The sequence below is a fragment of the Paraburkholderia sp. PGU19 genome (assembly GCF_013426915.1).
In the GTDB taxonomy this organism is placed as follows: domain Bacteria; phylum Pseudomonadota; class Gammaproteobacteria; order Burkholderiales; family Burkholderiaceae; genus Paraburkholderia.
Map to the genome: position 1 here is coordinate 946832 of NZ_AP023182.1, position 14379 is coordinate 961210.

Sequence of the window (14379 nt, forward strand, 5' to 3'; positions counted from 1 at the left end):
TACAACATCAGGATTACGGTTACTACAACAGGCTTCCAGCTGGGTGCGCTCATCCGCATCGATAAACACGCATCCGAACTGCCTCACGAGATAAAATGCGTCGGTCTCAGAGACAAGACTGCCATCGCTGGTGGGCGAGCGTCGTAGCGAAGAAGCGGATTTCGCTCGATGAGCAATGACGTGCTTTTTGGGGGGATCCCCATCTGGGGAGCGATTCCGAAAGCGTCACTGAGATCGCCTGTGCACAGCCCTGCGGCGTTTCCTGAACGACAGGCTGAGGCTAACAACAACATAAGCAGACCAATGTCCAGCACTGACGTCCTTCTTGTCGTCGCCATGGTGTCATGCATCGCCAGCGCTGCCGTGCTTGGCAGCCTCGCGCGTCATCGCATTGCAGGTCTTGACCGGTGGCTCGCCGCGCACTGCATGTTATTTGTGGCATTTGGCATACTGGTTTCAAGGCGCGGTAATTACCCGCCGCCGATCGTACTCGCTGCGTGTTCGTGTGTCCTCACGGCTGCGGTGCTGATTTTGCAAGGCTGTCGCCGCTTTGCCGGCCGGCCGGCGATCGGGCGATACGAGCACCTTGGCCTGGCCGTGTCGGTCGGCGCCGTGTTTTATTGGACCATGTTGTCGCCCAACGAGAACGCGCGAGCAGCCGTGATGTCGGGTCTGCTTGGCTATACACGGATGGCCGTGGGCTGGACCATCTGGAATTCCCGCACGTCGCGTCGGCGTCAGTATGGTCACTGGGTGGTCCTGCTGGGAGCGGCTGCAGGCACGGTGGTACATGCGTCGAGAGTCGTTCAGTGCATTTTCTTCGCTAATCCCACGGCGCGGGTTCTGGAACCGTCGGCATGGAATATCGCCTTCATTTCAGCGGGCATCCTTTCGCTGCTACTACTGTCGATTGGCCTCGTGATGCTGGTGAATGACAGTCTCGTGGAGCATGCGCAACGCCTCGCAACAGTCGACGAGCTGACAGGCCTGCTTGCGAGACGTGAACTCCTGTTGCGTGGGGGAGAGCTGTTGAAGGGCGCACTTTCTGACCGTTCGCTGCTCTCGGTTGCCATCATTGATCTCGATGACTTCAAGGTCATCAATGACCACTACGGGCATCCTGCCGGCGACCGCGTCCTGCAGAATTTTGCCATCGAGGTATCCGGGCAGCTTCGACGTACGGACCTTTTCGGGCGACTTGGTGGTGAAGAGTTTGCAATTTTCTTTCCACAGACCGGACGGGAACAGGCGGCCGGACTGATTGAATCCATTCTGTCGTCAGCCAGCATGAGCAAAACACAGGAAGATCAGCCTCGATGGACCTTCAGTGCAGGTATCGACGAATGCGGTTTTGACGATACGCTCAGCGACCTGATAGGTCGCGCTGACGCAGCGTTGTATCGTGCGAAGCGGAAGGGAAAAGGGCGCGTTGAACTGGCAGGTTCGCACTCGCTAACTCCAGCCTGACACTTCGCGATCTTCAACCCGGTGCGCGTGCCTTTCAACGAAGCGGGAAAACAGGCGCGCGTCGATACTGGCGCCTGATCAATGCCGTGTGGCATAGTGCGGCCATCGCTAAATCAAGGGGGAACAAATGGCAACGCTCGAAAAAGTCCAGGCACAAATCACAAAGCTTCAGGCGCGAGCCGATGCTCTCATCAAAAGCCAGTCGTCCACCGTCATCGCAAAGATTCGTGATCTGATGGAAAAGCATGGCTTGAGCGTCGCGGATATCGAAGCACACGTCGGCGGCAGGAAGCGTGGCCGCAAGCCAGGCGCCACGACGGTTGCCAGGCCGACAGCATCGGCGAAGTATCGTGATCCGAAAACGGGCGCCACCTGGACGGGACACGGACGCGCCCCGGCGTGGATCGCGCGCGTCAAAGACCGGACGAAGTTCCTGGTCGACGACAGCGCCGCGCAACCGGCTCCTGCCGCTAGAAAGACGGCAAAACCAGGCAGCTATGTGCGGGGTCCCCAGGCGCCGAAATACCGCGATCCCAGCAGCGATGCGACGTGGAGTGGTCGCGGTCGGGCACCGGCATGGCTGGCGGGTGTCAGGGATCGTTCAAAGTTTCTGATCGCAGCAGCGGAAAAGGTATCCTCGGCCTCGAAGTCAGATGCTGCCACGAAGGCAGCGGTGAAGAACGCCGCGACCAGAAAGGTTGCAGGAAAAAAGGTCGCCGCCAAGAAGGCCGTTGCAAGGAAGGTCAAGGCAGTGACAAAACCGGCGCCGGCGAAGAAGGTCGCAGTCAGAAAAGCCCAGGCGAAGAAGCCTGTGACGAAGAAAGCACCTGCAAAAAAGGCACTGCAGAGTCCGGAAGCGGTCGCATCGACCGGCGATATGGCCTCGGCAACGGTCTCGGCCTGATATCCGCCGCCCACTTGGCGTGAGAGGTCCGGTACGGGCACCTTTATCACGCGGCCGTCGTCGCATCGCCGCTCGCCTGACTGCGGCAAAGAGACCTGTGCCGCCTGCATACGAGCAAAGGCAGCGCGGCCCGGTTATCCGTTTGCAGAAGCCTGGCGTCGGTACTGCAGTACGGCGTGGTGTAGCATTCTGACGCAACATCTTCCGGAAACATACCTCATCCACCTGATGGCCAGAACGATCCCATTTGCAAGAACGACCCAGACTGCACGCACGCGTCGGAACAAGGCAATGCTATTGCCCATGCCGCGTGCCGAGGTGGATCGTGTCTGTCTGCAGGTGCATGTCGCGCTCGATGCCATGCGGCGCGGAAGGGGCAACGTCAATGCGGCACAGACGCTATGTCAGGTGATGATCCTGACCGGCCTGCTGGCTGAAGCGGGATATGGCGATGCGACATTCGAGCAGATGCGGGACGCTGAAAGCATCCTTTCCGCCGCATTCGATCGTGGTCGCGATTCCGCCGTGTGGGCGCTCGACGAAGAAGGCTTCCGGCAATTTGCCACGATCGCGGCGACGTACGACTATCAGATGCAGCGCGCGCCGCTCGCGGCAATCGCGGACGCCAGTGACCGTCTGGAGCGTTTTCGGGCGGGTGAGTCATTCGAACAGGTGGCGCGAAAGCGCGCGTAACCGCTGCTTCCGCGATGCAACGTTTCGGTGCGGTGCCCGGCGATCACCGCCCGCCCGCTTCGCGGATATGGCGCGACCCAAACCGACTCCAGTGCCCCTTCGATAAAGGGTATTACGGGAGCGATCTTTTGCGGTGTGTCGCTGCCGGTCCCTGCTGACGCGAACTGCGCTCACCCGTGATAGAAACACCACCCATGGTGATTACTGAATACAGGAGCATGCGGTGAAAAGAACTGCCCGGAACAAGCTGGTGGTCGCGGTACGCGTCACCCCACAGATTGAGCAACGGTTGCAGCTACTGGCGGAGATAACCGGACGCAAGCAGTCGTTTTTCCTGCAGCAGATGATCGACAGCGGCATCGGCTCGATTGAGGCTACCTGGCTCCCGCCGGATGTTCTCTCGCAGGTCCGGAGCGGCACGATGCCGCCGCGACAGGAGACGAGTCCCGTGATTTCAGACCTCTTTGATGGTCATTGAGTCCTGGGAAAGCTGTTGTGTTTACGGTCTTTCGCGATGTCCGCTCCGTTTCCCGACAATAACGATCGCTAGTCATCAGATAAAGATGCGACGTCGTATTTCGGTACGCAGCTCACCCATTCACGGTAAAGGCGTGTTCGCGACCGTGACGATCCTGCGCGGGGAACTGGTCTGCGAATACAAGGGAAAACGGGTCCCACGGGAAGCCGCGATGCGCGGCGCGCCCCGGGATCTTGCGCAACCGGACCACACCTTCCTTTTCGATACGGGAGATGGTTACGCCATCGACGGTGCCGTCGGTGGCAATAGCGCCCGATGGATTAACCATTCATGCGATCCCAATTGCGTACCGGAGCTGGACGGACAGAAAATCTTCATTCGCGCCCGTCGCAAGATTGACGCCGGTGAAGAATTGAGCATCGACTACGCTCTGGTCAGTGATGAAAAGATATCAAAGGCACTTCGCGAGCGGTATGCCTGTTACTGCGGAGCCCGGCGATGTCGAGGTACGATGATCGCTGGAAGAGGGTCGCGATAGGCAGGTCGGGATGCATTGTCTTACGAAAGAAGGACTGACGAGACACGATGCGATTCACGCTATCGGTTCGGTGGTCGCCGAGCATTTGTTCGATATCTGGACACGGGGCGGAGGGACGATGTCGATGCTTCGCGAGCGCGCTACCTCGCGGCAGTTGAGCGCCTGACCGGAACGAATTGGCGTCAAGGACGGACATAGCTACAAAGCTTCGTCCATGGTTGGCAAGGGATGCGGCGTTTCGCGCGGCGCCGTGTTGATATTCAGGTCGCCGGGAAGAAAGAACCTGGCGCAATCTGGTGTGCCTGTGCCGGACTCGACAATGGTTGATCCCTGCGCCATGACATCTTGGGACGATCAAATTGAGAGATGAGTCACACCGTAAAACAGTTGCATAGTAGTCGAAACTATATATTTCAATAATTTCACGGATCAAGTTTAGGCACAAAATCGTGCTATTAATCCATGAAAACTTATCTTAACAGCGCGATTTGTGATCACCTTTTCTTGAGAATCAACGACCGTTCACACAAGAAAAGTTGTGTCTATCGGTTCAGGGGGCGTGTGTCACTGGTTTCCGTGGCGGAGTTTTGTATGGTGGCGTTCTCTGCACGTCGGCTCAGACCTACTGAGGTCGCAATGACAAAATGAATGGGACAGAAGGCGACCCATTTCGGTCCATCACCTTGCCGCAGAGCGGACGCTCATGATTTCAAACCCGTTGTCATCGCAATCGTCGGCTAGCTAGTTAGGAAGATGGGAGAGCTATCGGTCGCGCTGCCCATGATACGGACAAGCGTACCGATGGGGACAACGAGTCCCTCCGTGACGCGTACGGGTCCAGCCCACAGTACGCCGAACTCCTGCTGCGCATCAGTGAAAAGAAGGGACTCGTGCGCGTCAAGTGCCATTCCGCATAGGCAGTCCCGCCACGCAGTAATTTTTCCGCGTAAGGCCGAGACTTCGCCGGCAACGGAGAGCCAGCGGAAATAGCGTTGACCGTCGTGTTCTTCGAGCAGGCTGATGCCTGCGCTGCCTGCACAACAGAGGTCGCGTGCGCTCTCCACGATCGTCTGCAGAAGCGTTTCCCGCGACCCCGTCTGGGAGCGTGCCAGACGAACCAGCGCGCGGCTCTCGCGCTCGAAGTCGGGTGGGCGGGAGGGTCGTCGACGGAGTTCCTCAACGTGCGCATCAGACCCAGCAAATAGCGTCGGCATGACAGTCGTCGAAAGTTGGCCCGAACGCCGGCAAACAGCGGTCAGGCGTCAGATTTACCAGATTCTCAACCCTTTCTGGCATCTTTTACGGTAGTAGCCGAAGCTCGGTCTGTCAATCACGGTGCTACGCGTTTGGCATAATAGACTGCGGGAGTAGGCTCACAATCAAAGGCGTCTGATCGGCGACATAGCGAAGCCGTCTCTGAGGATTGCCGCGAACAGCGAAAGCGGATCAGGATGGATATGTCCAAACCGGAGATGGGGGCGACGCATGCGCATCCAGCTTATCAGTTCAATGTTCCTTGTAGTGATGGTTTGTGCTTCGAACGCAGTCGCGCAAGTTGATCAACGCTGTATGTCCGTTCAGACCGCCACGTGTAATTCCACATTGACGCGATGCCAATGCGCCTCTGCTGTCCGGTCGAACGAGTCTGATGACGTCGCCGAACAGCAGAGAAGATGTGCCCGGGATTGCCAGGAGGCATACCAGAAGTGCGTAGCTGAGGCGAGCCGGTCGTGTTATCGATAGCCCGGAGACCGGGCCCGTACGGCCTCACGCAGCCGCCATCACGCGAAGGAACGCTTGCGCCGCATGAGCGGCAGCTCTTGCCCCGAAGATGTCCGATACGGCAAGTGCGGCAGGCCTTCGGAATAGGACGTTCAAGCTAACGCAACTCAAGGAAGCATGAACGCTTTAATTTCGCCCGTGAGTTCGCCGACAGTTGAAATCGATTCGGGCCCGGTTTCCCAGATTGCTGCAATTGGGTGCGCAAGCGGGTACTTGTGCATACTCGCCGCCTCATCTGTCGAGGCGCAACTGCCCTCACGTTCAATATGCGGGACGACCCGAATTGCCGCTTCCCGGACGTCCTTTTACTATCAACTCCCACCGCATATTGCGGCCAGACGCGCCACCGGCCATACGTCGCCAAAAGCGAACGCCTTAACCGGCGCGATCCCTATCGCGCCTAGTCGACCTATCAGGAGGCAGGCATGCTTAGCGCTCACGAATTTGCGACCCTGATGCTGGTCAAGGACTCCGCCGACCAGATTGCCGACCGGACGGAACTCGACGCGTTACTCGATCGTCAGCTGGTCGCAATGGAGCAGCTGGCGGGAGGGGGCGTGCTGCCTCGCGTGACCCAGGAAGGGGATTCCCTGCTTCGTACTCTTTCACGCATGCACTGACATATCGATCCATATGAATGACCGCCCGGATTCGGCAGTCAGTGCGCCGTCGAATTGATGTCGGGGACTGGTCTTTCGTTGCCATGGATTTGTCCTTTTGATGCACAAGCGGCCCGGCGCCCTGCCATCCGATGTCATGCGCGCCAGGTAATAATTTCAGTGACATTCCCGGCGCCGCACCCGTCCCTGTACTATTGTCCGACTGGTACCAGAATAAAGGCAGGGCGTCATGGCCGAACAGAAAGCTAACGACACGAACAGCGCAATCGAGCGCCTTTTGCGTGAGATCGATTGCTCGACCGGCTGGAGCGTGAGGGGCATCTGGTTACGAATGGTCCGCAGTTGCGCCGACAACTGCAGGCGACGCTTGAGGACCTGCGCGCCCGCGTGTTAGCCGATTTGCGGCAGGGTACAGCGACGGGAAAGGCTTTTTCGGGTCCGCAGGACGCGGATCGTGTTGCCGCCCTTTGCATTCCCGCATTCAATCGCTGGGACCACGGGCGGGTCGCCTTGTGGACGGTCCGCACCCGTTGGGCTGCGCCTGATCGGCGATTTATCTCTACCACGGTTCTCAACGTGGGCAGCGCTGCAGGTCAATCCTGTCTCCCTCCGGCTGCCGGCTGTTCGTGCAAATAGATGCCGCCGGCACCTCGGCGTTATCGGCAAATATCAAGCTTTCTTGACGCCGGTGGGCGTGCCGGTAGAATATCCGGCGCTCTCACCAGCCCGGATCGCATGGGATGCAGCAGGTCGTGCCTGTGCCGCGCCGTAGACGGCGGTTGTCCTGGCGGCCGGTATTGTGGCCGTATCGCATCCCCACGAGCGCGAGAAGGTCGGCCATGGGTATCTGAGGGATCAACCGACGCGACCCGATGGGCAGCCATCGCTGTCATCCCGGACCAGTCTGGGCAAGGCAGCCGGATTTTCCGCGGACGTTAAGAGGCATCGTGCAGACGGTAACAAACAACAGGCGAGGGCGCGCATCGTTGACCGACCAGTTCTGGCGCAGCCGCTCGGCCCCGCTGGTGCTGGTCTGCGGCGGCATCGTCATCGCTCTCGTGGTGACGGCCCTGTTCGCGGCGGTGCTGTATCAGGGGCGCCTTGATGCAATGGAGCGGGCCCGCGAAACATCGCGCAATCTGGCGCTCATCGCCGAGCGCGATATCGAGCGGAACCTGGAGCTGTACGCGCTCTCGCTGCAGGCCGTTGTTGACGGCGTGCGCGACCCGGAAGTGATGGCGTTGCCACCGCGCCTGCGCGCGCAGGTGCTGTTCGATCGCGCCACGACTGCCCGAGACCTTGGTGCGATCCTGGTGCTGGACGCATCGGGTAACATCATCATCGATTCTGCCAGCGAGGTACCGCGCGCAGGCAATTTCGCCGATCGACGTTATTTCACCGTGCAGCGCGACAATCCCAACGCGGGTCTCTACATCAGCGATCCGTACGAGTCGCGCCTGCGTGACAGTTCCCCCAGCATCGCCATGACCCGGCGCATTTCCCGTCCGGATGGCTCGTTTGCCGGGATCGCACTGATTGCGATCAACCTCGACTATTTTCACAGGCTTTTCGCCGGACTCTCTCTCGGGCCGCATGGCGCCATTTCGCTGATCGGCAAAAGCGGCATCATGGTCATGCGTCAGCCGTACGATGCGCGCACGCCCGGGCGCGACATCAGCAAGGCGAGCACGTTTCAGCGCTTCAGAGCCGCGGCGGAAGGCAGTTTCTCCGAGACGGCGTCGATTGACGGCGTGCGCCGCTTCTATTACTTCAGAAATTTTCCCGACCTGCCACTGATCATCATGGTGGCCGAAGCCGAACAGGACATCTACGCGGCGTGGCGGCGACGCGCAATCACCATCGGTTCGCTGATGGCCGCGTTTGCGCTGGGCTTCGTCGGACTTTCATTCCTGCTGGGTGCGCAGCTGCGCCGCCGGATGCGGGCCGAATCGGAACTCGAGCTGCTTGCGAGAACAGACGGACTCACGGGCCTGCACAACCGCCGCACGCTGGGGGAGATCCTTGAGCAGGAGTGGCGTCGGGCGCGCCGCACGCGCAGCATGTTTTCGCTCCTTTTTGTTGATATCGACCGGTTCAAGGCTTACAACGACACGTATGGTCACCAGGCTGGTGACGATGCACTGGCGGCCGTCGCACGCTGCATCCGTGACAATATCCGGCGACCAGCAGACAGCGCGGCGCGGTACGGAGGCGAGGAATTTGTCGTCGTCCTGCCCGATACCGCTCCCGGCGGCGCAAGCCAGATTGCCGAGCAGATCCGAAGCGCGATCAGCGCCCTCGCGATCGAGCATGCGGGCAGTGAGTACGGGCGCGTGACGGCGAGCATTGGCGCGGCCAGCTGGTTCCCCGACCAGCAGGGCGACGTCAGTAGCGTGATCCGCGCGGCCGACGAGGCGCTGTACAGCGCCAAGGCCACGGGGCGCAACCGCGTTGGGCAGTTCCGACCGACATGACCAGTTGAGGCGACCCGAGATCAACTGCGATCGTTGGGTGCGCACCGTCGGGACTGTGTCCGCTGGGATTACGATGTTCCGCTTGCATGAGATCGTCGCGCTGTTCAGATCCGCGCCTTCAGGGGCAACGGCCGATTGTCTTTTTGCGGCACTGGCGGCAGTTTCCGGTCGGGTCTTGCGTACGCGATGTCGGCGTGCGGCTTGGCTGCCCGGCAGAAAATGTCTGACTATGCCTCGAAGCCGCGCATACCGTTTCGGACCTTGGCTCCTCGACACTGGGCGCGTTCCGCTATTGCCGTCCGGTGTCTGTGTCTGTCCCGAAGCGGAATCGCCTTATGCGCGTTACGCGAGCGCGTGTTGATAAATTCGCGCCGCAGCGGCCTGGTTCGTATGGTGTCATGTGAGGACGCATCCGCGGCTTCGTCGTCACTGAGGTATGCGAATCGGCCATGGTCGTTTCCACCAAGAAGGATTTGCTCCGGAACCTGCGTGGCCAGCAGGAAGGTTGCCAACGCTCCCAACCCGATCGCCACGACCCCGATGATAACGACTGCCATCATGATTTGACCTCATATGGCGTTCCTACCTCACCAACGACGCCTTCTGTGATGCGACATCGTCGACTGGAAGCGCAATTGTCTCGATGCCGCGAATCTAAAGCTCCGGGGGCAATTTCCCCGATCCACGGACCGTCAGCCCATTCATGAAAATGGATACTGTCAGCTGATGTGTCCTGCTCGAAATAAGGCGTGGTATTGCCCAGACGAGGGCTGCTCACGGCGTCGACCAATGTAGAAAATTCGCCCGGGGCAGACAGGGCTGTCTGGCCGGACACTTCGAGAGCCGATTCGCACGTTCAGGTAAGCATCGGCACGACCTCAATGAGCGCGAAGCCGACAAGCACGCCGATTGTCGCGCCGATTAGCCGTGGGTGCAGCCTTTGCAGGTGAAGCGCATCCAGCAGCGCGCCGATCAGAATGATGCCGAGCAGTGCAAAGATAACCAGTAGAAAGCCGATTTCGAAATCGTTGCCAATGACCATTTTTATCCTCACATAAACACGCAATCAGAACCTGAGACTGGATAGTCGGTCGCTTGCCTGTTTCCACTATATATCACAACGTGATACATGTAGAATATGGTACCAGACGAGTTCGTTGTCATCGACGATGCGACGCGACGCGTGTGTAGCGGCGGATGTCATATACGGGACCGCGTTAGTGCGTAGTGGGGCGATCTGTCGTATGACGGTGCAACGAATTTAGGGAGAGCGACATGTCAGCCTTCAACCGCATACTTCTGTGTTACGACGGAAGCCGGGAGGGACAGCACGCACTTGCAGATGGTGCCCGGTTAGCGCAGGAGCTCAGTGGACAGGTGCATGTCCTTTCGGTCATCAACGATGCTGGATGGATGCCGGGTGCGGATGTCATGTCGGCGGTACCGGTCGATATCGTCAGCGACGCGGCCAAAGAAGTACTCGAAGACGGACTGCGGAAGCTGGCACTGCGAGGAATCTACGCGACCGGGCATTTGGCAATAGGTGATCCACTGGAGAGGATTCCATTTTTCGCCAAAGATCTCAAAGTCGATCTGATCGTAGTGGGTCATCATCGAACGCGAGGGCTCGCGCGTTGGTGGGGTGGCAAGGCGGACGGCATGCTACTCGACAGGGTGAGTTGCAGCGTGCTGGTAACGATGGGACCAGACGTGAGTTCGAACACGTCGGCAGGGGCGCCAGCGGGCGTCGGCACGGCGTGAGCGTAGACCATTCGTGAAGCCGCATTGAGACGCTTGTAGATCGCCCGTGATCGCGACGACATTGCGAATCGACTCCTGTCTTAGCCAGTCGAGCAACTCAAGGTTGCGTGCCGGATAGCCGTCCCACGAATCGCAGTCGACTACCAGACTCATATTCTGGTCGCTGCTGTCCGGCATGGACCGACACGCCGGGATCGTGCCGGTTGCCGAGGCATCGTGAAGAACGTGGACGACTGCGGAAAATGACGGCGATCCGTCGCGACCTCCAGCGTCAATCCTGGAACTGGTACTCACGGCGCGGTATTGGGCATACATTGCATTGTCGTCACTAGTGTCAGGAACTCGTGCAGGCTCGCTCTGGCACCGCGGGGATAGCAGCCGTCTAGCGCTCTGGACGAAGCGGCTGCGTAAGCAGAGTCGACGGCCCCCAGATTTCGACGCTCATGTTCGTGGCATGGCGGCGAGACTCGACCTCCAATGCCACCAGTGCTTCATGTTCCTACGCGGCTTCCCAATCTGCAAGACGCTGGCGTACGCTCGTCGCGCGCACCCATTCACAGGAACTTGAAAGTCTGATGAGTGTAATTAGAATGGCGGCTGTCAATGCGGGCAGCGTTAACTTCGCTTTCTCGCCCGCCGTCATCAGACGAGACGGCCGGGTTTGCGTTTCCAATAATCTTGTCGATGCACAAGCGCACGGAAGAAACCACGTGGTTCTCGTTCTCAATCGGGAGTTGTTGCGCCGATCATGCGGCCACGTTCCCACCGCAGACCGTACAAAGCCGCCCCCTCGCGCCTGATGCTGCGCTATCGCGACTGGCGTGGGCGGTCGGGTGCCGGGGTAGTGTGGATGCCCGGGTAGTTGTGTTCCGTCTGTGCCGAATCAATCTGCGGAACCCGAAATATCCCGCCGAGTGACGCTAGTTCGGTACGATGCAATCCGGCCAGTTTTGACAAGATGTCTTCACCGGCTTTCTGCAGATGCACTTCGACCTGTCGCCGGTCAGTTTCGCTCACATGGCGTCGCACAAGTCTTAGCGCCTCACAGCGAGAAACCAACGCAACCACGCCATGATGCTGCGCCTGCAGACACTCTGCCAATTCGCTGACGTTCGCCCAGTCGCGAGCGGAATGGCCTTTGATATGCAGCAGCAAAAGATACTGCAGAGGGGTAATGCCTTCTCCATGCGCGGCCTGATCGGAAAAGCGTTCAAACCGTCGCATCTGGTAACGGAATTCCGAGAGTTGCTCGAACTCTGCCTTCGTCAGACCCGGTGGCCGGTTGTTCATCGCGGATACCGCCTCCAGGCAAGAATAGCGAACACTTCAACATTACACCCGTGGAGAATCCTGATCCCGGTCGAAGGTTTCGTCAAGCCATGTTGGCGTCAAATTCGAGGGCCGGTTTCGGTCACTTGAATATATCATAACGTGATATAACATACAGGCAGGCCTTCCGGTGACGGACGTCCGGGCGGATGACAGACCTCGCAGGCATGCAGACCTGAACTGCGCAGGCGCGCCCAACCACGGGATGTGGCGCTGGATCCGATCGCGGTAGCACGTCATTCCGAAGACCCGGGTTTGCTGGCAGTAAGCGTCCGTAAATGCGGTGGGGAGGCGTTAGAGAGAAGGGAGGATGCGTCATGCTGGTCATGTTTCAATCACCCGCCGCACCGGATGTCATTTTGCTGAGAGACCTCGCCCAGTATCTGCTGGGACTTGCCGGCAAGCGCCTCGACGCGCGCGGGGTCATCCTGCACGACGAGCTGCCGGGTGCAATCAGCCGCCTTGAGACGGCGATCAGTGATGAGCAGAAGGCGGAGGTCGCGCTCGAGGCGCTGAACTATTCATCTGGTTGCAGCGGGGAGCCGGGGAGCGGGTTTTTGCAGCGTGCCTGTCTGTTTCTCGACATGATGCGGGAAGCCCGCAAACAGAACGTTGACATCATCTGGGGGTTGTAGACGCCCTGTTGCAGTACTGAGCGACGCCTCCGGCACATATTCGGAAATCAGGAGGCCACCATGGCTGGAGTATCAGATTCTGCGCATAGGGGAGGCCTGCGCAGGGATGCGGGGATTATCGGACTGCTGTTCGCGAGCACGACAAGTATTGTCGGTTCCGGGTGGCTCTTTGGGGCGTTTCATGCGTCGAAGATAGCGGGCCCGCTCAGCATCTGGAGCTGGGTTGCAGGCGCAATCATCATCATGCTGATCGCGCTGTGTTTTGCGGAACTCTCCGCGTTATTTCCACGTAGCGGCGCGCTCGTGCACATGAGTCACGCGAGTCATGGTGACGGCATGGGCAGGATATGGAGCTGGATGCTGTTTCTCGCGTACGTACCGGTGCCGGCTGTCGAGTCCGAAGCGATCGTCACGTACGCCAACAATTACCTTCCCTACTTCATCCAGCCAGGCGGAGAGGGTCTCCTCACCACGACGGGATTCATAACCTGCGTCGTGTTGCTGGGCATCATGGCGCTGCTGAACCTGATGACGGTTCGCTGGTTGCTGAACGTCAATTCAACCGTCACCTGGTGGAAGCTGTTCGTTCCGCTCCTCACCGTTGTGGTACTGCTGGTCGCAAGCACGCATTGGAACGTGATGAGCGCGGACCCAAACGGCTATAAGGTGACCGGCATATTCACCGCGCTACCCGCCGCAGGCATTATTTTCAGTTATCTCGGCTTCCGTACCGCAATCGATCTCGGCGGCGAGAGCCCCAACCCCGGCCGCAATATACCGCTCGCGGTCATCTGTTCCGTCCTGCTGGCGGCGATACTCTACATCCTGTTGCAGGTCGCATTCCTGCATGCACTGGCACCCGCCGATCTGGCACATGGCTGGGCGCACCTGAGCTATACGGGGCAGATGGGGCCGTTCGCCGGTCTTGCCGCCACGCTGGGACTTGGGTGGATGGCGACCTTGCTCTACATCGATGCCTACGTGTCCCCGGGAGGCACCGGCCTCATGTACGTGACGGGAGGCTCACGCATCCTGTTTGCGATTGGAGAAATGGAAGCCGGCCCGCGCACACTGACCCGGCTGAATACCAACCGGATACCGTGGATCGCGGTGGCTGTCATGTGGGTGGTCGGCGCGGTATTCCTGCTACCGTTCCCGGCATGGCAACAGATGGTGAACTACATCACTTCGATCACAGTCCTTACCTACGGTCTGGGGCCGGTCGCCTTGCTTGTGCTGCGTCAGAGCATGCCGGACCTCGATCGCCCGTTCCGGCTCGCAGGCGCATGGGTGATCGCGCCTGCCGCGTTCGTCTGTAGCAACTGGGTGATCTACTGGACGGGTTTTCACACGAACGCGTTTCCCTTTGCAATCGTCGCGATCGGCTTCATCCTTTACGCACTTCATCATCACTTTGTAGCGCGGAAGCCCGCCAGCGAATTTGGTTGGCAGCACATTGCCTGGCTGCTGCCGTGGTTCGGCGGAATGTTGCTGTTGTCCTGGCTCAGCGACATTGGCCATGGTCTCGGGGTGCTTGATTTTGGATGGGGCGCCGCGTGCGTTGCGATCTGGAGCCTTCTGGTGCTCGCCATGGCCCTGCGAACCGCGCTACCGGCACAGGACACGGCCCAAAAGATAGGCCTGATTGACGCAACAGCCTGACGGTAGCGAGCCGTCAGACGGCGGGAGGATGCGAAG

At 59.4% G+C, this 14379-nt stretch carries 13 protein-coding genes; 10 read left to right on the forward strand and 3 right to left on the reverse strand.

All coding sequences use genetic code 11. From position 1 onward, the window contains the following. Window positions 1–303: 303 nt before the first annotated feature. The 7 genes from H1204_RS44720 to H1204_RS44750 all read left to right on the forward strand — a co-directional run bounded on the left by H1204_RS44720 (window position 304) and on the right by H1204_RS44750 (window position 8956). A complete protein-coding gene (locus H1204_RS44720) occupies window positions 304–1467 on the forward strand; it encodes a GGDEF domain-containing protein (protein WP_180735381.1) in 1164 nt (387 codons plus the stop codon). A gap of 127 nt (window positions 1468–1594) precedes the next feature. Continuing rightward, window positions 1595–2371 (forward strand): H-NS family nucleoid-associated regulatory protein, encoded by a 777-nt coding sequence (locus H1204_RS44725; protein WP_180735382.1) that lies wholly within the window; start codon window positions 1595–1597, stop codon window positions 2369–2371. A gap of 228 nt (window positions 2372–2599) precedes the next feature. Continuing rightward, entirely contained in the window at window positions 2600–3064 is a 465-nt protein-coding gene (locus tag H1204_RS44730) for a hypothetical protein (RefSeq protein WP_180735383.1), read from the forward strand. A gap of 223 nt (window positions 3065–3287) precedes the next feature. Further along, window positions 3288–3542, forward strand: coding sequence for a hypothetical protein (locus H1204_RS44735; protein WP_180735384.1), 255 nt, complete (start codon window positions 3288–3290; stop codon window positions 3540–3542). 85 nt (window positions 3543–3627) lie between these two features. Beyond that, window positions 3628–4080, forward strand: coding sequence for an SET domain-containing protein (locus H1204_RS44740; protein ID WP_180735385.1), 453 nt, complete (start codon window positions 3628–3630; stop codon window positions 4078–4080). Between the two features lie 2207 nt (window positions 4081–6287). Next, window positions 6288–6482 (forward strand): hypothetical protein, encoded by a 195-nt coding sequence (locus H1204_RS44745; RefSeq protein ID WP_007749515.1) that lies wholly within the window; start codon window positions 6288–6290, stop codon window positions 6480–6482. A gap of 986 nt (window positions 6483–7468) precedes the next feature. Continuing rightward, window positions 7469–8956, forward strand: a complete 1488-nt coding sequence (locus tag H1204_RS44750; RefSeq protein WP_180735386.1) for a sensor domain-containing diguanylate cyclase — start codon at window positions 7469–7471, stop codon at window positions 8954–8956. A gap of 856 nt (window positions 8957–9812) precedes the next feature. On the opposite strand, the gene H1204_RS44755 is transcribed toward H1204_RS44750, so the two are convergent. Continuing rightward, the gene (locus tag H1204_RS44755) at window positions 9813–9998 is read right to left on the reverse strand and encodes a hypothetical protein (protein ID WP_180735387.1); all 186 of its coding nucleotides are present in this window, start codon (window positions 9996–9998) and stop codon (window positions 9813–9815) included. Between the two features lie 233 nt (window positions 9999–10231). Between H1204_RS44755 and H1204_RS44760 the strand changes: the two genes are divergently transcribed. Further along, on the forward strand, window positions 10232–10717 hold the full coding sequence (locus tag H1204_RS44760; protein WP_180735388.1) for a universal stress protein: 486 nt from the start codon (window positions 10232–10234) through the stop codon (window positions 10715–10717). Here H1204_RS44760 and H1204_RS53120 read toward each other — a convergent pair. Then, on the reverse strand, window positions 10619–11032 hold the full coding sequence (locus tag H1204_RS53120; protein WP_346015780.1) for an alkaline phosphatase D family protein: 414 nt from the start codon (window positions 11030–11032) through the stop codon (window positions 10619–10621). The two genes, H1204_RS44760 and H1204_RS53120, sit on opposite strands and share 99 nt — an antisense overlap. A 492-nt stretch (window positions 11033–11524) precedes the next feature. Next, entirely contained in the window at window positions 11525–12007 is a 483-nt protein-coding gene (locus tag H1204_RS44770) for a helix-turn-helix domain-containing protein (protein WP_180735389.1), read from the reverse strand. A 356-nt stretch (window positions 12008–12363) separates the two neighbouring features. Between H1204_RS44770 and H1204_RS44775 the strand changes: the two genes are divergently transcribed. Together H1204_RS44775 and H1204_RS44780 are read left to right on the forward strand one after the other, a co-directional pair. Then, window positions 12364–12681: a DUF1840 domain-containing protein gene (locus tag H1204_RS44775; protein ID WP_180735390.1), complete on the forward strand. Its 318-nt coding sequence runs from the start codon at window positions 12364–12366 to the stop codon at window positions 12679–12681. 60 nt (window positions 12682–12741) lie between these two features. Continuing rightward, the gene (locus H1204_RS44780) at window positions 12742–14343 is read left to right on the forward strand and encodes an APC family permease (protein WP_180735391.1); all 1602 of its coding nucleotides are present in this window, start codon (window positions 12742–12744) and stop codon (window positions 14341–14343) included. Window positions 14344–14379 lie beyond the last annotated feature (36 nt).